Consider the following 18,596-nt stretch of genomic DNA (forward strand, 5'->3'; position numbering starts at 1 on the left):
GTCAACCGCCTTTTCTAATCGGGTTCCTCTTCATCCGACCTCAGCAGGTCAACAAGCGCAGCAACCCTGCCGGTCGGTAGATGCCGCCCTTCCCCCACCAGGGCCTCGTCGTTGTTGGCCCATGCAAACGCCTCGGCAAGCTCGGCTTGGGTTGCACCTGTTGCGATGATCTCGGCCACAAGCGTTTTGTCGGCGGGCCCAAGGACGGCGATGACGTCGTGTGAAGTCATTGTCATAACAATTGCTCCTCGCTCAAGCTCCAGAACATATGGTGGCGTCTTCGAAAAGATCAATTTTTCTCGTCGAGAAATTTGATCCCCTTGAAACCGTAAGGCACTGAATTATATTAGTATTGTTGATCGCCCAATAGGGATCGACAGAAAGCCCAGGAGACGCCGGTCGCTCTTGGCGTCTCCTTGTGTCCATGTTGCTTGCAAGGAGGATATGGCTATGAGGACAAACCTCGATTTCTCTCCCCTGTTCCGGTCGAGCATCGGCTTTGAGCGAATGTTGAACGCGCTTGAGGCTGCAGGCCGCGCCGAGACAATCGACAACTGGCCGCCCTACGATATCGTCAAGACCGGCGAGAACGACTACCGCATTGCCATGGCAGTGGCGGGCTTCTCGCAGGACGAGCTGGCAATCACCCAAGAGCAGAACATGCTGATGGTATCAGGGCAGAAGGCAGACAGCGAAGATGCTCAATATCTGCATCGTGGCATTGCCGGACGCTCGTTCCAGCGTCGGTTCGAACTGGCCGATCATGTCAAGGTTGTCGACGCCGGTCTGGTCAACGGTCTGCTGACCATCGATCTCAAGCACGAAATTCCCGAAGAGATGAAGCCGCGCCAGATCGAGATCAAGGCCGACGGGGTGCTGCCCAAGGCTGAGACAAAGCAGATCGAAGGTGAGAAACAGGTGGCGGCCTAAGCGTTCCAATAGCAGGGAGCAGACGTGGCGCCAGACGTCGTCTGGCGCCCACCGGAATGCCGAAGAACCACCAGAAAGGAGTAAAGCCATGAGTGTTCGTGATTTGATTCCCTGGGGCCGCAACAACGGCAATCAGATGCCGAGTCTCCTTCGCGACGACGACCGCGATCCTTTCCTGTCGCTTCACCGCGAGGTCAACCGGCTGTTCGACGACGTTTTTCGCGGCTTTGGCCCCGGCCTGCCGTCACATCGCGGCGCCGGCGGCTTCGGTGCAGGCTGGCCGAGTGTCGAGATTTCGGACACTGAGAAGCAAATCAAGGTTACGGCCGAAGTACCCGGTCTTGAAGAAAAGGACATCGAGGTCTTTCTCAATGACGGCGTGCTCACGCTGAAGGGTGAGAAGCGTTCGGAAACGGAAGACAAGGAGAAGCAGTTTTCGGAGCGCTACTACGGCCGCTTCGAACGACGCATCCCGCTCGGCACCGAGGTCAAGGAAGACCAGGTCGACGCCACCTTCAAGAACGGCGTTCTGACTGTCACTCTGCCAAAGACTGAAAAGGCGCAGTCACAGGTCAAGCGCATCGCCATCAGAAGCTGACGAGCGCGGCGGCCGGCCACCTGGCCGGCCGCCGCTCATCCTTCGCCGATAGGGAGGGATAGAACCATGGAGACCGCAAGAGACACACATCGGAAAACCCCAATATCTGACACTATCTGCGCGTCGAACGATAACGAACGGAGCAAACTTTCGTTCGGACAATCACTGTTTCCCGAAAATGCCGTTGCCCGTATCTTCAAACCGTGCCGCTCCGTTGCGACGTCGGGCAAAGCGCGAACGAAGGGCTGGCGGCTCGTCTTCGAGCGCAGCAGCGCCCCATTCATCGAACCTTTGATGGGTTACACGGGTGATCGCGATATGCTGACGCAGGTGGAACTCGAATTTCCCACGCTGCAATCCGCCATCCGGTACGCCGAGCGTCACGGTCTGACTTATGTCGTGCAACGGCCTGCTGCTGCTACGGCAAAGCGTATGACCGGCCGCCGAACCGAAAAAATGTCGCATGCTTTCGCTGACGCGACACTGGACCGGCTTGGCCTTGCCCCGCTGAGCGAGAGCTACGGGCAGGCCATGGACGGTGCGACAAGTCGAGGAGATTCTTCCGGTCCGGCGACGTGGTCGTCGCCGATGGACATCGTTGTTGATCCCTCCCTTTCGCTGCAAGCGAAGCGCTCGATCCTTATGGATTGGGCTTGGACGGAATATCTTCTCGACCAGGCAACAAACGAAGGCATGCCGGAGAACGACCGGTCGTCGCGTCTCCATGAGGTCGAGCAGGCCCTGCTTGCCCTCGAGCGGGATGTCGAGAGCGCGCAAACACATCCTGTGGCCAATCGGGAAGCTGCATGAGGTGGGTCATGGATCCGCATATCGTTTTCGATTGCCAGAACATTCTTCCGAACAGGTTCGCTTTGTCGCTCGCGGCAGCAGCCCGCACCCGCGCACTAAGGCGGGGTGCCAAACCAAGGCTTGATCCGCGGTGCGCAAGCGCGAGCGAGATGGCATTGCAGGAGATTGCTTGCGGTGCGTTCGCCGACGACGAGATGGCGCCATTTCTGTTCGCATCGCAAGCAGGCGCATGCTTTTTGCCACCACCTGCACCCACGAAAATCGAGCTTCGCGGCGACGGCCTATCAAGCACTGCCGCCGCACCCGTCGCCTCATCGCATGAGGCGGTCGATCGATGATGTCAAACAACAGATGAGGAGAAATGAACGATGCTGAAGTCCCTGAATTCGAACAACCGGACGGCTCTCGATATCGTCAATATCGTTGCCGGTCTTGCTCTTCTGATCTCACCATGGCTGCTCGGCTTCGCAGCCGAGAGCGGCGCCGCATGGAATGCCTGGATCGTCGGCGCTGCCATCGCCCTGATCGCCGCAGCGGCTCTCTACGCCTTCTATGAGGTGGAGGAATGGGTCAATCTTGTCCTGGGCGTATGGGCGGTCGTCGCACCGTGGGTGCTGGGCTTTGCGGCCGTGACAGCGGCGATGTGGGTGCATCTGATTGTGGGTGTTGTGGTCGCCGTAGTGGCCGCCGGCAGCATCTGGTTCAGCCATAACCATCCGCTGTCGACCGTATAAGCGACTCAGAACGGGTCCGGCCGCCGGGCCCGTTCTTCCGAATTCAAGTTTCAAACGAGGAGAGTCGAGGATCAAACCGATGTTCGATTTAGCCCCGAGGCTCCGCACGATCGCCGTTTCCGCAGCTATCGCCGCCGGAGCCGTCCTGATCACCGTCACCCCCGTCATTGCACAGACAGCGGCGCCTGTACCTTCGGCTGCCAGCTTGCCAAGCTTAGCGCCGATGCTCGATCATATCACCCCAGCCGTCGTTAATATCGCTGTCGTCTCGCGGTCACCAGCCGAAAACAATCCTCTCTACAGCGATCCGAACTTCCGCCACTTCTTTGATGTGCCGGAGCAGCAACGGCGGGGTAGGATGAGTGCCGGTTCTGGGGTCATCATCGACGCTGCGAAAGGCTATGTGCTCACCAATCATCATGTCGTGGATGGCGGGACGGAGATTTCCGTCACGCTGAAGGATGGGCGTCAGTTCCCGGCAAAACTCATCGGCAGTGACAAGGAAACCGATATCGCGCTGCTCCAGATCGACGCAAAAAATCTTGTGGCGATCCAGGTCGGCGATTCCGACGCCCTCAAGGTGGGCGACTATGTCGTTGCGATCGGGAATCCTTTCGGGCTCGGTCAAACGGTTACGTCGGGCATCGTCAGCGCCCTCGGACGCAGCGGCTTGAACATCGAAGGCTATGAGGACTTCATTCAGACGGATGCCTCGATCAATCCGGGAAATTCCGGGGGCGCCCTGGTAACGCTCGATGGCAAGCTGATCGGGGTCAATACAGCGATCCTCAGCCCCGCCGGCGCCAATGTCGGCATCGGATTTGCCGTTCCAAGCAATATGGCGGTGACGGTGATGAATCAATTGATTGCCCATAGGGAAGTGCGACGTGGCAGGCTCGGCATCGGTATCCAGAATATAACGCCCGACCTGGCTGAGGCACTAAGACTTGGCGATTTGCGGGGCGCCCTGATTGCCAATGTCGAGCCTGGCTCGTCGGCCGAGCAGGCCGGACTAAAGACCGGCGATGTGGTGACGGCGATCGACGGGCGTCCCGTTCATGGCGCGACTGACCTCAGGAATCGGATCGGCCTTACGCCGGCGGGCAGCAACGTCCGCTTGACTGTGAAGCGTGGCGATGACGAGAGGGTGATTGCTGCCACCATCGCTGCCGAAGACCACTCTCCTGCAGATCTGTCCGGCACGGCGCTGGAGGGTGCCAGCATGCGGGACGCCCCTAAAGGGGGATTGCGGGATGGGGGCGTCTCCGGCGTGCTGATAGAGAATGTGGCTCCCGGCAGCACCGCGGCTCGCGCCGGTATTCGGGCCGGCGACTTAATCGTTGCGATAAACCGCGTTCCCGTTGCTTCCATCGCCGACTTGCGACGGACGATTGCCGAAAAACCAGCTATAGTCGCCCTCGAACTGATCCGCGATGGCGGCCGGCTGCTGCTGGTCATCCGCTAGCCGGGAGCGGCCTCATGGCTATGAACAGCAAGACAAAGTTCAACATCGGATATTGGATCGCCGCCTTCTTCGTCCTCGTGGCAATCCAGTATCTTTTTGCGACGACGACGCAAGTTGCAGGGATCTCTTACAGCCAGTTCGAAACGGACCTCCGGGACGGCAAGGTCGCCGAAGTCGCCGTCTCCGACAACTTTATCCAGGGGCGCTACAAGGAGCCGCAGAACGGCCGGGCCTTTTTTCTGACGACGCGTGTGGAGCCCAGCCTCGCCCAGCAGCTTCAGAGCCATGGGGTGATCGTAACCGGTCAGATCGAAAGCACCTTCCTGCGTGATCTTCTTTCGTGGCTTATTCCCGTGGCGCTCTTCGTCGGCATCTGGATGTTCGTGCTGAGGCGCATGGGTGGCGGGATTGGCGGCGGCCTCATGCAGATCGGCAAGAGCAAGGCACGAATTTATGTCCAGTCTGACACCGGCGTGACGTTCAAGGATGTGGCCGGGGTCGACGAAGCCAAGGAGGAGCTCAAGGAAATCGTCGACTTCCTCAAGGATCCGGCAGGTTACGGCCGGCTGGGTGGCCGGATGCCGAAAGGGGTGCTGCTCGTCGGCCCACCTGGTACCGGCAAGACCCTGCTGGCGCGCGCAGTCGCAGGGGAGGCCGGTGTACCATTTTTCTCGATTTCCGGCTCCGAATTTGTCGAGATGTTCGTCGGCGTCGGTGCTGCGCGCGTCCGCGATCTCTTTGAACAGGCGCGCGCCAAGGCGCCGGCCATCATCTTCATCGATGAGCTCGATGCACTCGGCCGCGCCCGCGGCATCGGTCCGATGGCGGGCGGTCATGACGAAAAGGAGCAGACTCTCAACCAGCTGCTCGTGGAGCTCGACGGCTTCGACTCGTCTACGGGGCTGGTATTGCTTGCCGCCACAAACCGGCCGGAAATCCTCGATCCCGCCCTCCTCAGGGCCGGCCGCTTCGATCGCCAGGTGCTGGTCGACCGCCCTGACAAGGCCGGACGCATCGAGATCCTCAACGTGCATCTGAAGAAGTCGAAGCTGGCGCCGGAAGTCGACATCGAGCAGATTGCCGCGCTGACACCAGGGTTTACGGGTGCCGACCTTGCTAATCTCGCGAACGAGGCAACGCTGCTCGCCACGCGCCGGAAAGCCGATGCTGTCAGTATGGAGGATTTTAACAACGCGGTAGAACGCATTGTCGCAGGTCTCGAAAAGCGCAACCGGCTGCTCAATCCCAAGGAGCGGGAGATTGTCGCCCATCACGAGATGGGCCATGCACTGGTTGCGATGGCATTGCCTGGTGTCGATCCTGTCCACAAGGTCTCGATCATCCCGCGCGGCATTGGCGCGCTCGGCTATACGATTCAGCGGCCAACGGAGGATAGATTTCTGATGACCCGCGAGGAGCTCGAGAACAAGATGGCGGTCTTGCTCGGCGGACGCGCGGCTGAATGGATCATCTATGGCCGTTTGTCCACGGGTGCGGCCGACGACCTCGTCAAGGTCACGGATATCGCCCGCGCCATGGTTACCCGCTACGGCATGACGGAAAAGCTGGGGCACGTCGCGCTTGAGAAGGACCGGCGCTCATTCCTTGCGACAGACCAGCCCTTCTACGGACCACAGGAGCATGAATATTCCGACGAAACCGCCGCAGCGGTCGACGAAGAGGTCCGACGGATTGTCGACGAGACGTTCGGCAGGGCGGTGGAATTGCTTCGGAAACGCAAAAGCATGCTGGAACGGGCGGCGCGGCTTCTCCTCGAAAAAGAGACTCTAAATGAGACCGACTTGCGGTCCCTTCTGGTCAGGGTCGAAGCGGCGGATCAGCCCACTTGAGTGGGCGACACGATCAATCGGCCGCGGAGAAGGTGACAATTGCGGCCGAGACGTCGTAGGCCGGCGCGGCCTTTGCCGGACTCAGGTGGCCTCCGGAACTTAATTCGCCGCGGCGACCTATGCCGCCTGGAGTGCTTTGATCGAGCCGATCATGGCTCGGCGTTATTCCCCTGGCTCGAATACCATGGCGTGGCCGTTGATGCAGTAGCGCAGGCCGGTCGGCGGCGGGCCGTCGGGAAAGACGTGGCCGAGGTGGGCGTCGCAGGTGCCGCAGCGGATTTCGGTCCGCACCATACCGTAGCTCGTGTCGCGATGCTCGGTCACAGCATCGGGAGAAACCGCTTCGAAATAACTCGGCCAGCCGCAGCCGGCGTCGAATTTCGTGTCAGAGCGGAAAAGCGGCGCGTTGCAGCCGACGCAGCGGTAGAGCCCCGTCTCGAAGGAATCCCAGTAGGGGCCGGTGAAGGCGCGTTCGGTGCCGTGCTGGCGGGTAATGCGGTATTGCTCGGGCGTGAGCTGCTCTTTCCATTCGGCGTCTGACTTATAGGTCTTGGCGGTGGTTGCAGTTTCGGACATGACGTGCTCCTTTCGCCGAAGGGCGGTTCCGTTTCGCCAGAAATGTGGTGCGCCGTCCTTGTTTCATCAAGCCTCCGGCGCCGGGCCGCGGGAATCGCGGCATCCAGCTATCAGGGAAGACGTCTGCTTTTACATCTATTAAGGGTTTTCTGTTAGGGTTAATGTTACGTACATTGAGGAGCCATTGGTGTTTGAAGCTGCAATCGTCCTGCTCTACGGCCTCGTGACCGTGACCGCCATGACGGTCACGCTGCTGGAGGGCTGGGCGAATCATGCCGGTTTGACGTTTCATCGTCTCGCCGGACTTGTCGCCTGCCTGCTCTGGCCGCTGACGCTTCTGCTCTTTATCCTGCACGGTTCGGTCGTCCGGCTGCTGACGCGTCTCTCCCGCTCTCTGGCCTGATCACGGCAACTCTCTGAACCCGTGCTATTGGCGTCTTAACCTGTTTTACGCCGAACTTATGCACAGGAAGCTGTGAGTAAAGCTTGGCCTAAAGTCCTATAATTCTTCCTCAGCCATTTTTTCTCAAGAAAAACGACAAATAATAATTGGCCTTTCGGCCAAACGATGGTATTTGAAAATGCAAGTAGAATTCTGATTGTGAATTACAATCGTACTGCTTCCAAGTCCCTCAGTTTTGATTTTTCAATGTCTAACTGGGGCCATCGCCTGGAGCAAGACGGTAGTGGTTTTCGGTCAGGCAGTATAAGAACAGGTCTCGGACTTCGGAATCTAGGGGTGGATTTCACGTTTTTCGAAACAGAAGATTGCTTCCTGTGCTTTTGCTGTTCGCTTCTACGAGGCGGGTCTTTGGCGTGACAGTCAAAGATCGTTTGAGCATGCTAACAGGAGAAAAAATATGACGGATATGGCGACCGGCAATGGGCCGGAGCTGCTTGTGGAACTGACGGCCGACATCGTCGCGGCTTATGTCAGCAACCATGTTGTCCCGGTCAGCGACCTGGCAAATCTGATTTCCGACGTGCATTCGGCACTGAGCAACACGTCCGTACCGCAGCCCGCTGCGGCTGTCGTCGAAAAGCAGAAGCCTGCAGTCTCTGTCCGCAAGTCCGTACAGGACGAGCAGATTACGTGCCTGGAATGCGGCGGCAACTTCAAGTCCCTCAAGCGTCACCTCATGACGCATCACAGTCTCTCGCCGGAAGAATACCGTGAGAAATGGGACCTGCCGACCGACTACCCGATGGTAGCGCCCGCCTATGCCGAAGCGCGTTCGCGCCTGGCGAAGGAGATGGGCCTGGGTCAGCGCCGCAAGCGCGGCCGCGGCTGAGCTTTCGAAGCAGTCAACGACAAAAGCCGGGTCTTGTGCCCGGCTTTTCTGTCTGTACCGCAAACATGATGCTGAAAACCGGATGCGTTTCCGGGCGCGGTCTGTCCGGGCCTGTTAAATGAAAGCAGGATTCGGACTTTAGTGCAAACGGCCCAGAGTTCATCCTGTTCTGAATGAGGATAATAATCTCCCTGACTATTCCGCCGCTGTCGCAAATCATGCGCGGGGGAGACGGGATATTATCAGGAAGCCTCTCTTACGCTTGGGAGGGTGGCGTAGAATGTATTCCTATACTATAAGGAAGTGTTAATATAGTCGATTGGCCGTCTCCGCAAATGCGCAATCGGCCGCGCTGACCGACCGAATCGATCGCGTTCAGGCCGCGGCGCGGACTTTCGCCTCATCCCGGATTCGCTTCACCATCGAGCGCAGCCCGTTCGAGCGTTGCGACGACAGGTTCTCCACCAAGCCGATCTTCGAGAAGATCTCGAAGGCATCGAGAGCAGCGATCTCGGAAGCCGGCTTGCCGGAATAGGTGGCAAGTACGATGGCGACGAGGCCGCGCACGATATGCGCGTCGGAATCGCCTTCGAAACTCATGATTGGGTTTTCCGGATCGCCCGACGTATGCGTCACCAGCCACACCTGGCTGGCGCAACCCATCACCTTGTTCTCCGAGGTGCGTTTTTCCTCGGCGAGCTCGGGCAGCGCCTTGCCCAGTTCGATGACATAGCGGTAGCGGTCTTCCCAATCGTCCAGGAAGGCGAAGTCATCGATGATCTGGTCGAGGGATGCCATAAAAAGCCTTTCACCTTTTGGCATGCTGGCAAAACGACACGGCAATTTTGCGTCCGGACATGCTCTAGGACTGCATATAGGTGATAGACCGACAGATTTGAACCGCTAAAGCGCGTCGTCTTGCCGATGCCGCGCTCCGGCTTTTATTTTACGCACGTCGTTATCGAAAACCACCGCACATTATTGTGCGACATGCTCTCAAAAGAAACGCCGTGAGGGATGGGCATCCTCACGGCGCAGCAATCTGCTGAATTAAACAGGGCAGGCACGTCAGGCATGGGGCATTTCCGCGTCATGCGGACCACTGATGCAAGCTCTAAAGCATGTCGCGCAAAAGTGTGCAGCGGTTTTGCGTGAAAGACATGCGGTAAACCAAGGACCTAAAGCGCGGCAGGCAAATCTCAAAGATCGCACCGCGCTTTAGAATTCAATTGAGAAGCGGTCTCGCCTCCGAATGTTGCTCATGCGCGCCGGGCCGATTGCTCGCGCAATTTCGTCAGATCGCCGGCTTCGGCGTCGGCAGCGGGATCGCGCCGGTTACTACGGTCGCGGCTTCATCGTCGACCGGCGGACGGTAAGGCATCGGCTGGTTGAGCGCAGCCTTTGCCTCGCGTGCCTTCTCCTGAACGGAAGGAGAGGCGAGCGAGGGTGCGGCGGCTGCCACCCGGTTTGCCGGTTCGGCGGGGCTTGCGGTCGTCGTCGGTTCGTCCGTGAATTGGCTGTCGAGAAGTTCGTAAGCGACGCGGGCGCCCTCACGGGCCCGGTAGCCGAGCGCCGTCAGGGTCTCGGCGCCTTTGGCGCAGACCTCCGGCTTTTCCGAGCACATGCCAGTGAGATAGTCATAGGCGCCGCTCGCAGCCGTGAATGCATCGGAGAGCTGCAATTGCGGGCCGCCGGCGAGCTTGTCGGATCCCTCCGTGCTGAAGACGGAAAGAAGCACGAGCACAAGGCCAAACCAGAAGGATCCTTTGATCAGAAACCACATTGTCGTTGCCCATCCTGTTTTCCCGTCCGGTTCTATCGCCGAATCAGGCCGGTTGTCCGGTGTGCTTTCACCATATCGGCAAGTTGCGAATGCCACTTTTCGAAACTCGTGCGCATTTGCGGCAAATTTAATTCAAATTTTAGCGAAGTGCATTTGAGCCGCATTTAAGTCGAATGCGAGCGATTGTCGTTAAGTATCAGGGCGGCACCTGCTTGCAATTGCAGGGCTTTTGCCGGTTCGCCTTGCCACAGGAGTTAACGCGATGCTGAAATATGAAGGAAATCCGCCGCTTACCGGCCATTAACCACAAAAAGCAAAGGAGCTCTCGGATGCTCCAAAATGGGAATTTCTGCTCTTTCTGGCTGTGAACAGCGCCTTTGCCTTATCCTTTCCTTAAGTCGCGGCGGCCTATTGTCCGGATCGACAGACAGCCTCTTTGGGCGGGTATTGCGTGCGAGTATTGAGTGACATTGGCGGCTGGGTGACGACCCTCGTAGACCGGGCGGCGACAAGCTGGCTTTCCCGGACGGGCGGCGGCGAAGCCGTGCGCCAGCGCGAGCTTGCGATTCTGCGCCGCCTCGTGCTGCTCTCCTCGGCCGCTCTCGTCGCCGCGCCTGTCGGTCTTTCGGCGGTCACCAGTCCGGCCGTCGCGCTGCCGGCCGGCGTCGCCATGGTCTGCGCCGCCTTTCTCTTTTCCGCCGTCGGCAGCATCGCGCTGGCCCGCCAGGGCTCGTCCGCCGGCATTGCCGCACAGTCGGCCGAGGATTTCTTCCTCGCGGTCACCCCCGGCCTCGTCTTCTTCCTGGATCCGCACGGCGGCGTCGCCACCATCGGCGGCCGCGACCGGCGCGATTTCCTTGCCTGGATGCGCGATCCGAAGGGCAGGGGCTTCCTGGAGCAGGTGCATGTCTCAGACCGTATCCTGTTCTTGCAGGCCCTCGATGAGCTCAGGCGCGGCGAAGATGCCGCAAGCGTCGATCTGCGCCTCGACCGGCCTTCGGTCTCGCGCGATCAGCGCCAGTTCGCCTATTTGAGAATGGACATGACGGCGCGCCGTGATGCCGATGGCGAGCTTGCCGCCGTCATCGCCCAGCTACGCGATGTCTCCGTCGAGCAGCAGCTGCGGGCCGAAGCCCAGAACCGTGCGGCCGACGCCGAGTCGGCAAATGATGCCAAGTCGCGCTTCCTCGCCGCGGTCAGCCACGAACTGCGCACGCCGCTGAATGCCATCCTCGGCTTCTCCGATATTCTGATCGGCGAATATTTCGGGAAGTTCGAAAACGACCGCCAGCGTGAATATGTCGGGCTCGTCCGCGAATCCGGCGCGCATCTGCTCTCCGTCGTCAATACCATGCTCGACATGAGCAAGATCGAAGCGGGGCGCTACGAGCTGATTCTCGATGCCTTCGATATCTCAAGCTCCGTCAGATCCTGCGAATCGATGCTGGCTTTGCAAGCCAAGACCAAGGGCGTCACGCTGACGAGCCGGATTCAGCGCGGGCTTGGCGAGATCGTCGCCGATCAGCGCGCCATCCAGCAGATCCTCATCAATCTCGTCGGCAATGCCGTGAAATTCACCGAAGCCGGCGGCGTCGTCTCGGTCGATGCGGCGGCGCGTGACGGCATTCTGAAGCTGACGGTCAGCGATACCGGCATCGGCATTGCCGCCGATAAGCTGGCGATGCTCGGCCAACCTTTCGTCCAGATTCAGAACGATTACACCCGCCGCTTCGAGGGCAGCGGTCTCGGCCTCTCGTTGGTCAAGGGGTTAGTGGCGCTGCATGGCGGCAATTTTGCCATTGCCAGCCAGCCGGGCGAAGGTACGATCATCACCGTTGAGATCGCGGTGGATGGCTCGGGCGCCCGGCGCGCCGAAAATGCCGGCCATGGCGCGACCGTCGAATTTCCGCCGCGGCTGAAGGACGCGGTCGGCACCGGAGCAGAATTGGAAGAGGGGCTTTTCGATGGCCGCGCGCAAGCGAAAATCGCCTAAGGGAAAGAAGCGACGGCAGCAGCCGGGCCTTGTCGTGTCCGGTGCGGCCGCTCTCGGGGGGCTCGGCCTGCAGGGAGCCTCCGCGCTGGGTGGTCTAGGGCTGCAGGGGGCGTCCGCGCTCGGCGGCGTCATCGGCCGTAATCCGTCGGTCGCCGGCGGCACGATCGCCTTCTTCGTCATCTTCTCCTTCGTTGCGGCCAACGCGCTCTGGTATCAGCCTGGCCTGCATCCGCACCCGATTTTCCGCACCCGCGACCCGCAGTCTCCCAATGTGCTCGGTGCGCGCCGTCCAACCGACGAACAGCCGGCTGACGTCACCACCTTCCGGATCGAACGGCCGGAGGATGCCGCCACCACCAGCGGGACGCCGGCGCCGGCCGCAGCCGCTCAGCAGCCGAGCCAGCTCGTCATGGACATCCAGCAGCAGCTGGTGCGTCGCGGCCTCTATAACGGCACCGCCGACGGCATCATCGGTCCCCGCACCAGCGCCGCCATCCTGTTTTTCCAGGAGACCGTCGGCATGGCCCAGACTGGGGAAGCGACGCCGGAGGTGCTGGCCGCGCTGAGAACCGACGCTGCCGGCCCCTCGACTGTGCCTGTGGAAAAACCGCCTGAGGATGTCACCTCGAAGGCGGCGGCGGAAGACCCGGTGGCTGCCGCGATCCGCAGCGCCGAAAAGACCGTCAAGACGGCTCCGTCAGCCGCAAAGCAGCTTCCATCGAGCGAGCTCGCCACCGTCGACCTGGTGCTGAAAATCCAGAAGGGTCTTTCCAACATGGCCTATGCCAATGTCGGCGTCGACGGTGTGGCGGGCGAGCAGACCCGCGCCGCCATCCGCCATTTCCAAAAGCACTATAACCTCCCCGAAAACGGCGAACCGAACGAAGCGGTGCTGAAGAAGTTGAAGGAAATCGGTGCGATCTAAGGCGTTCGCGCCATAGATTACAACCTAAGTCTAAGACCCTTGCACCGTTTGCAACTTGTTAACCATGTTGTCCGAAGCTTTGCCCATTGCGGCGGGGGAATGTCGGTCATGCATGCGCTGAAGGCGATAGACGATCTGGCCGGAGAACCGGCGGCCAAAGCGGAAAGCCCGGATCGCGAGGCATTGCGCCACATCCTGCAGCGCCTTGCTGAAGAAGCCTCCACACTTGGCATCGATCTCGTCGATATTGCCGGCGCCATCCAGGACATGGCGGCGATGTCGGCGCGCCACGCCTCCGCCTTCGATCATGTCACTAGCACCGCACTTTCGATTGCCGAGACCAATCGCTCGGTCGCCCTGTCGCTGCGCGAGACCGACCGCACGGCGGCCGAAGCCCGCCAGATGCTCAAGGAATCGGCCGACCGCTTGTCCGGCTCCGTTGCCGAGATCGGCCATATGGTTCAGGCTTCTAACGTCATCGGCGCCGAAATCGCCGGCTTCTCGAAATCGCTTGCGGATGTCGACAAGATTGCCGAGGAGATCGGCACCATAGCCCGCCAGACCAACCTTCTGGCGCTGAACGCCGCGATCGAGGCGGCGCGCGCCGGCGATGCAGGAAAGGGTTTCGCCGTGGTTGCCGCCGAAGTGCGCGCACTTTCGCTGCAGACGTCGAAGGCGACCGGCTCCATTCAGGACACGCTGGATGAGCTGCGGGTGAAGATCGACCGGCTGTCGGCGGTCGGCGGTGATGCCCGCGACAGCGCCGCCGGCGTGCGCGACAAGTCGGAGGCGATGCGCGGCGCCTTCGAAAGTATGGAACATGTCATCACCCGCATTCTCGACAGTTCGAGCGTCATGGCCAACACCACCGAGGCGGTCGACCAGCAATGCGCCGGCTTCGTCCAGAAGCTCGGCGAGATGTCCGCCGAGGTCGCCGATTCGAATGTCAGGCTGCAGCAGGCGGCAAAAGGCGTCGACAGCGTCGTTGGCCTCTCGGAAACGCTGATCCAGCTGACGGCGAGCGCCGGCGTCAAGACCGCCGACAGCCGCTGGATCGAAGAGGCACAATCGGTGGCAAGGCAGATATCAGGCGCATTCGAACGCGCCGTCGCCGAGGGTCAGATCGGTTTCGATGCCCTCTTCGACCGGCGCTACCGGCCGCTGCCTGGCACCGATCCGGTTCAGGTGATGGCCGCCTTCACCGAACTCACCGACCGTCTGCTGCCGCCGATCCAGGAGGCCGTCGTCGCCCTGGACGAGCGCGTCGCCTTCTGCGCGGCGGTCGACGAAAACGGTTATCTCCCGACCCATAACCGGAAGTTTTCGCAGCCACAGCGGCCAGGCGACGTCGTCTGGAACACCGCCAATTGCCGCAATCGCCGCGTCTTCGCCGATCGCGTCGGCCTTGCCGCCGGCCGCAGCACCGCACCTTTCCTCGTCCAGACCTATCGCCGCGACATGGGCGGCGGCAATTTCGTGATGATGAAGGATATCTCCGCGCCGATCACCGTCAGGGGCCGCCATTGGGGTGGCTTGCGGCTGGCGATCAAGGTCTGACGCATTCGTCAAGGCTTGACTGCGGATTGCCGGCGCTGGCGCCGGTCTTGGAGCCTTTCCGAGCTAGATTGAAGCATTCTGCCGGAGCAGGTTTTCGTCAGGGCAAAGGCGATTGGCGGCGGGCATACCCCAGGTACGTCCGAGCCGATCGCCTTTGATCCTGGCTAGAGATGCCCGGCCCACCGGCCGCACCGCTTCGCCGTGGCGAAGCGATAAGTGCATCCGGCGATTCTGAAGTCTTGCAGATTTGCCAGGCAAATCTGCGGGAGGGCTGGCTGAAACGGGCCGGCTGATCGACCGGCCGGCTTGGCCGTAGAACTGGGCTACGACACGCGCCCGCCGGTCGACCATACGACTCCGTTTGAGCCAACAGAATGCTTCAATCTAACTCGGAAAGGCTCTATACCGCGCCGATGAGATTACGCGCCGACATCTTCATATCTTCCCTTCTGCGCCGCGTCTTCGCGAGTGGTGATTTCGCGGCTGTGGAGAAGAAGGGCGCGGAGGAGGCGGGCGCGATCTTCATTCGCCAGCACTTCCGCGACGGCCTGGAGACCCTCTATGCGCCGGCGCCGCAGACCGCCTTCGGCGAAGACGAGATCCGAGACCGGTTGTTCGAAGTCCGTCTCGCGCGAAGCGAGCCGGAAGCGGTGCGGGCGATACTGGATCGCGAACGCCGCTTCGACCCAGATCTCTGGATCGTCGAGCTGGAGGCGGAGGAATTGGGGGACATGATCCCCTTGGCGGGGGATCGCTGAGGGTCAGGTCTTCTTCAACTCAACGCGACCGCCGCCCCAGCGCGCGCATATCGCGCTGCACCGGCGCCTGACGGATGAAGCGGTGGGTTTCTGTTCTCCGAGATGTGTCCGAATCGGGTGCCTCGGCCTTGTAGGTGTAACGATCGGCGCGCCGCCAGGCCTCCACCCTTTCGTGGCATTCTTCCGGATCGAGCGCATCGAGCACCATCCAGCCGCGTGTCACATTGTGCTGTTGTTCGGCAAGATGCGGATAGAAGCGTTCCAGCACGAAGACGGCGTCGAGAAAGCCCATGCCGAGGCTCGTCAGCGTCGTGGCGAGCTGCTGGCCGGAGAGGTCGAGCATGATGCGTTCGGCAAGCCAGCGGCTGGCGGAAAGCGCATCGGCAAGTGCGGTGGCGAAATGCGTCGCCTCGTGCGACCGGGCGAAGCGCACCAGCAGCGCCTCCTGAACGTCGGTGAGGGTGCGCAGGCCGAGCCTGTCTTGATCATCGCGGCCGAGATGGCCGGCGAGATCGAGGATGCGTCCGCGCAAGGCTTCTTCATTGGCGACGCGCTGCTCCTCCAGCGCTTCGGCCTCGTTGCTCTCCACCTGAACCGGCGAAAGCGGGACGGTCACCGGTTCCGCGATCGGCGCCGAGGGGGCCGCGGCGCGCGGCTGGGTCTGGCGCAACGCCACCAGCGCGTCGATGACCTTTGGTGAGAGCGAATCGCGGCTGACGATCGCCTTGACATGCGCCGCACCCTGCATGCGCGCGATGGTGATCAGCGTGTCGTCGGCAATGGCCTTCGAGGCGATAAGGAAAGGTGCGGCGATCTCGATCGGCTGATTGCCAATGAACAGCGCCACGGCTGCCGGCATGGTCTCGCATTGGGAAAGGGCCGCGACCGCCTGGCGCTTGGCCTCCTCGGAGGAAGCTTGGAACAGCGGTGTGAAAAGTTCGGCGAATTGGCGCAGTTCGGATCGTGTCGGACGAGACAGGCTCTCGAAACTGCTCACCGTCGCCATTAACACCACGTCCTTTTTCCTGACGGCCAATGGGCCCTCCAGGTCTCGAAACCGGTCACGCACAAGCACACCCTGAAAACGCAGAACCAAGGGAAACCACGGGCCGATAGCGCTGGCGGAGACGCCTCTCGGACCACACGGATATGAACAAATCCTACAGCGGTACGGTTAATGGATGCTGAAGATTTTATTAAAATGATACAGAAATATGCCTGCGGAACGTGCGGCGAATTGTTAGCCGGCGAGGGAAAGGCGATCGGTTTTGAAAGGGCGCTGCGTCAGTTCCCGCGGCCGGTGCGGCGGCTGAAACAGCTCGTTCCTCCCTTCGGATCGGTTCTCGCGATTCGAACATGCCGCAACGAGAAAGATGAAAATCGGGCCGCTACAGCCATTTCGAGCGTGGCGGGAACTGCGATCGGTCCCTCTCCCGAAACGCGTGGCCAATGCGGGACAAACCAAAGCCGATCCGGATGTGCCGCAACGAATATTTTTGTGCCGCATATTTGCAACACCGGCACCGCCTGCGGCTGGCAGATACCGTCAACCATATGAATTGTTTCTAATTTTATATTACCGGCCGCCTTCCGATCTTTCACCGGGGGCATGAAACTAAATCGACTCTTCAAGCGTTGAAGAGGAAGTTACGGAAACTGTATTTGGCATCCACCGAATATTAGTAAACTGTTAACTGTCATGTGTCTCAATTCGGACAGGAACGACGCGATTTGAGTGTTTGGATCGTCGAAACTCCGCATCACGGTATTTCAGTCAGGTGCCGTGGGAAAGGCGCGAATGCCCTCGGTTCCATGCCGGCACCGCAGGACGCGCCGGCCCGCAGATTGGCGGGCAGGGTGAAATCCGTCGCAAGTTCATCCGTCTCGGGCAGTGCATGGAGACGAGAATGGCAATAGTAGTCGCATTGGCGGATCGGCGGCCGCGGGCGCCGCGTCGCCCGGACAAGGAACCGCTCGAAGCCAAGATCCTCTGGTTCACCGGGGTCCGCTACGAGCGGCTCGCCGAGAAGCCTAGACATGGTCCGGCGCCCGCGCCGCGCGCCCGGAAGAAGTAAGCGCTTCCTCAACCCCGGAGCGTGATGCCGAAATTGAGAACAGACATCCCGCTTAATTGCCGGGGGTGAATTGCTCGCAGCCCGCTTCCGTCAGGAAGTTGCGCGCTGCTTCGTCGAAGCTTGCCTGCGGTGCCAGCGTCCGTAGCACGGCATAACCGTCCGGCCGCGCCATTTCCACCAGGATCGCTTGGTCCAGTTCCCTCGGCAGGTTCTTGCGCAAGTCCGTCAACTGGATCGGCCCGCCCGCCAGGACGTCGAGCGCCCCGCCGACCGATGTCCGGTCGTTCATGCTGAACACCTCGTTGGAGGCGCTGTCGTAGATGGCGATCGACCAGAAGGGCACATTGCCCTTGGCGGTGAAATGCACCGGCGCATCCTCGACATCGAAGGAGCAGACGGCGGTCCGCAGGAAGGGGTCGCCATTGGCAAGCCCAGCCTCGTCGTACTGCTCCCCGAGCAGATAGAAATTGTTGAGATCGCCCTCTGCCGCCACACGAGTCGCCGCATCCCTGCCGGTGAAATGCGGCAGGGACAGGATGATGACGAGATGCAGCAGCGCCGCACCGAAAAGCCCGGTCAGGACGGCGAAGAAGATCCTAACCATCGCCGCACCCGGTCTTGGTGAGTTTCGGCATGGCGAGATCGATTACACCGGAGCTGCCGGCGGTCGGCGTATCGAACAGCGTCAGCACCAGCCGGAAGGTGCCGGCCTGCGGCAAGGCCAGCCAGTTGCCCGGCCGAGCGACGGCGGAGATCTCGATCGAAAAGCTGCTGTCGGGCTGGCGCAGCACCGTCCAGGAATTAAGCGCCGCCGGAAGCCCGGTCTTCACCGCCGCCGGATTGCCGCCATTGTCGGCGGTAAAGAGCGTCCAGAGCCGGGCGGGTGGCGTCTGTCCGCTGAGGCGGTAGCGGCAGCCGGCATTCAGCCGTGCGCCTTCGTCGTCAACGCTCGCCGTGAAGGTCAGGCCCTCGGCGCTGCCGTAGAGCAGCTTGCCGGCGCGTGCCCGATGCGACTTGGCGTAAGGGTCGGCATCGACTGTTTGCAACGCCGGAAAAGCCTCCCAGGCGCCGAGCTTGATCGCGCCGAAACCCTGTGTCGCATCCAGCGCATAAAGCGAAATCATGATCCCGCCGCCAAAGGCGACGATCAGCGTGATCAGGATGAAAAGGGGGAATCGAAACACGTCATGACCTTGGAAACCGGGATGACAGGGTTAACACTGATTCTGGCAGGGTGGAATGCCGGGTGG

General features: G+C 60.8%; 22 protein-coding genes. 15 read left to right on the forward strand and 7 right to left on the reverse strand.

What is annotated here, in order from left to right; translation table 11 throughout:
* Nucleotides 1–14: 14 nt before the first annotated feature.
* Entirely contained in the window at nucleotides 15–236 is a 222-nt protein-coding gene (locus FHT70_RS18295) for a hypothetical protein (RefSeq protein WP_183703716.1), read from the reverse strand.
* Between the two features lie 214 nt (nucleotides 237–450).
* On the opposite strand from FHT70_RS18295, the gene FHT70_RS18300 reads away from it, so the two are divergent.
* The 7 genes from FHT70_RS18300 to ftsH all read left to right on the forward strand — a co-directional run bounded on the left by FHT70_RS18300 (nucleotide 451) and on the right by ftsH (nucleotide 6,387).
* Nucleotides 451–930 (forward strand): Hsp20 family protein, encoded by a 480-nt coding sequence (locus FHT70_RS18300; protein ID WP_183703719.1) that lies wholly within the window; start codon nucleotides 451–453, stop codon nucleotides 928–930.
* Nucleotides 931–1,018: 88 nt separating this feature from the next.
* Nucleotides 1,019–1,528, forward strand: a complete 510-nt coding sequence (locus FHT70_RS18305; RefSeq protein ID WP_183703722.1) for an Hsp20/alpha crystallin family protein — start codon at nucleotides 1,019–1,021, stop codon at nucleotides 1,526–1,528.
* 66 nt (nucleotides 1,529–1,594) lie between these two features.
* Nucleotides 1,595–2,338: an NADH dehydrogenase ubiquinone Fe-S protein 4 gene (locus FHT70_RS18310; protein WP_183703725.1), complete on the forward strand. Its 744-nt coding sequence runs from the start codon at nucleotides 1,595–1,597 to the stop codon at nucleotides 2,336–2,338.
* An 8-nt stretch (nucleotides 2,339–2,346) separates the two neighbouring features.
* Complete coding sequence (locus tag FHT70_RS18315; protein WP_183703728.1) at nucleotides 2,347–2,676, forward strand: DNA-directed RNA polymerase subunit omega; 330 nt, start codon at nucleotides 2,347–2,349, stop codon at nucleotides 2,674–2,676.
* 30 nt (nucleotides 2,677–2,706) lie between these two features.
* A complete protein-coding gene (locus FHT70_RS18320; RefSeq protein WP_097599839.1) occupies nucleotides 2,707–3,072 on the forward strand; it encodes an SPW repeat protein in 366 nt (121 codons plus the stop codon).
* A gap of 79 nt (nucleotides 3,073–3,151) precedes the next feature.
* Complete coding sequence (locus tag FHT70_RS18325) at nucleotides 3,152–4,537, forward strand: DegQ family serine endoprotease (protein WP_085777479.1); 1,386 nt, start codon at nucleotides 3,152–3,154, stop codon at nucleotides 4,535–4,537.
* 14 nt (nucleotides 4,538–4,551) lie between these two features.
* Nucleotides 4,552–6,387: an ATP-dependent zinc metalloprotease FtsH gene (ftsH, locus tag FHT70_RS18330; protein ID WP_183703730.1), complete on the forward strand. Its 1,836-nt coding sequence runs from the start codon at nucleotides 4,552–4,554 to the stop codon at nucleotides 6,385–6,387.
* 162 nt (nucleotides 6,388–6,549) lie between these two features.
* Here ftsH and msrB read toward each other — a convergent pair whose 3' ends face one another.
* Nucleotides 6,550–6,963, reverse strand: a complete 414-nt coding sequence (gene msrB / locus FHT70_RS18335; RefSeq protein ID WP_183703732.1) for a peptide-methionine (R)-S-oxide reductase MsrB — start codon at nucleotides 6,961–6,963, stop codon at nucleotides 6,550–6,552.
* 187 nt (nucleotides 6,964–7,150) lie between these two features.
* On the opposite strand from msrB, the gene FHT70_RS18340 reads away from it, so the two are divergent.
* Both FHT70_RS18340 and FHT70_RS18345 read left to right on the forward strand, forming a co-directional pair.
* Complete coding sequence (locus FHT70_RS18340; protein ID WP_085780013.1) at nucleotides 7,151–7,366, forward strand: hypothetical protein; 216 nt, start codon at nucleotides 7,151–7,153, stop codon at nucleotides 7,364–7,366.
* 457 nt (nucleotides 7,367–7,823) lie between these two features.
* Entirely contained in the window at nucleotides 7,824–8,255 is a 432-nt protein-coding gene (locus tag FHT70_RS18345) for a MucR family transcriptional regulator (RefSeq protein ID WP_010060045.1), read from the forward strand.
* A gap of 375 nt (nucleotides 8,256–8,630) precedes the next feature.
* Here FHT70_RS18345 and FHT70_RS18350 read toward each other — a convergent pair whose 3' ends face one another.
* Both FHT70_RS18350 and FHT70_RS18355 read right to left on the reverse strand, forming a co-directional pair.
* Entirely contained in the window at nucleotides 8,631–9,053 is a 423-nt protein-coding gene (locus tag FHT70_RS18350) for a SufE family protein (RefSeq protein ID WP_183703734.1), read from the reverse strand.
* Nucleotides 9,054–9,549: 496 nt separating this feature from the next.
* Complete coding sequence (locus FHT70_RS18355) at nucleotides 9,550–10,038, reverse strand: DUF5330 domain-containing protein (RefSeq protein ID WP_097599836.1); 489 nt, start codon at nucleotides 10,036–10,038, stop codon at nucleotides 9,550–9,552.
* 451 nt (nucleotides 10,039–10,489) lie between these two features.
* On the opposite strand from FHT70_RS18355, the gene FHT70_RS18360 reads away from it, so the two are divergent.
* The 4 genes from FHT70_RS18360 (at nucleotide 10,490) to FHT70_RS18375 (ending at nucleotide 15,271) form a co-directional block, all read left to right on the forward strand.
* Complete coding sequence (locus FHT70_RS18360; protein ID WP_311043957.1) at nucleotides 10,490–12,031, forward strand: HAMP domain-containing sensor histidine kinase; 1,542 nt, start codon at nucleotides 10,490–10,492, stop codon at nucleotides 12,029–12,031.
* Complete coding sequence (locus tag FHT70_RS18365; RefSeq protein ID WP_183703737.1) at nucleotides 12,003–12,956, forward strand: peptidoglycan-binding domain-containing protein; 954 nt, start codon at nucleotides 12,003–12,005, stop codon at nucleotides 12,954–12,956. The genes FHT70_RS18360 and FHT70_RS18365 overlap by 29 nt, the downstream gene beginning before the upstream one ends.
* Before the next feature lie 108 nt (nucleotides 12,957–13,064).
* Nucleotides 13,065–14,513: a methyl-accepting chemotaxis protein gene (locus tag FHT70_RS18370; RefSeq protein WP_183703892.1), complete on the forward strand. Its 1,449-nt coding sequence runs from the start codon at nucleotides 13,065–13,067 to the stop codon at nucleotides 14,511–14,513.
* Between the two features lie 413 nt (nucleotides 14,514–14,926).
* Nucleotides 14,927–15,271, forward strand: a complete 345-nt coding sequence (locus FHT70_RS18375) for a DUF1491 family protein (RefSeq protein WP_183703895.1) — start codon at nucleotides 14,927–14,929, stop codon at nucleotides 15,269–15,271.
* Between the two features lie 19 nt (nucleotides 15,272–15,290).
* Here FHT70_RS18375 and FHT70_RS18380 read toward each other — a convergent pair whose 3' ends face one another.
* Nucleotides 15,291–16,340: a DUF2336 domain-containing protein gene (locus tag FHT70_RS18380; protein WP_183703739.1), complete on the reverse strand. Its 1,050-nt coding sequence runs from the start codon at nucleotides 16,338–16,340 to the stop codon at nucleotides 15,291–15,293.
* A gap of 108 nt (nucleotides 16,341–16,448) precedes the next feature.
* Here FHT70_RS18380 and FHT70_RS18385 point away from each other — a divergent pair, with 108 nt between their 5' ends.
* Both FHT70_RS18385 and FHT70_RS18390 read left to right on the forward strand, forming a co-directional pair.
* On the forward strand, nucleotides 16,449–16,829 hold the full coding sequence (locus FHT70_RS18385) for a hypothetical protein (protein WP_183703741.1): 381 nt from the start codon (nucleotides 16,449–16,451) through the stop codon (nucleotides 16,827–16,829).
* A 349-nt stretch (nucleotides 16,830–17,178) separates the two neighbouring features.
* On the forward strand, nucleotides 17,179–17,346 hold the full coding sequence (locus FHT70_RS18390; RefSeq protein ID WP_176536309.1) for a hypothetical protein: 168 nt from the start codon (nucleotides 17,179–17,181) through the stop codon (nucleotides 17,344–17,346).
* Between the two features lie 52 nt (nucleotides 17,347–17,398).
* Here the strand turns inward: FHT70_RS18390 and FHT70_RS18395 are convergent, their stop codons facing one another.
* Together FHT70_RS18395 and FHT70_RS18400 are read right to left on the reverse strand one after the other, a co-directional pair.
* The gene (locus tag FHT70_RS18395) at nucleotides 17,399–17,950 is read right to left on the reverse strand and encodes a DUF1254 domain-containing protein (protein WP_097599831.1); all 552 of its coding nucleotides are present in this window, start codon (nucleotides 17,948–17,950) and stop codon (nucleotides 17,399–17,401) included.
* Complete coding sequence (locus FHT70_RS18400) at nucleotides 17,943–18,530, reverse strand: DUF1214 domain-containing protein (RefSeq protein WP_183703743.1); 588 nt, start codon at nucleotides 18,528–18,530, stop codon at nucleotides 17,943–17,945. Before FHT70_RS18400 ends, FHT70_RS18395 begins: the two co-directional genes overlap by 8 nt.
* Between the last annotated feature and the right edge of the window lie 66 nt (nucleotides 18,531–18,596).

The organism is Rhizobium sp. BK049, from assembly GCF_014193135.1.
In the GTDB taxonomy this organism is placed as follows: Bacteria; Pseudomonadota; Alphaproteobacteria; order Rhizobiales; family Rhizobiaceae; genus Rhizobium.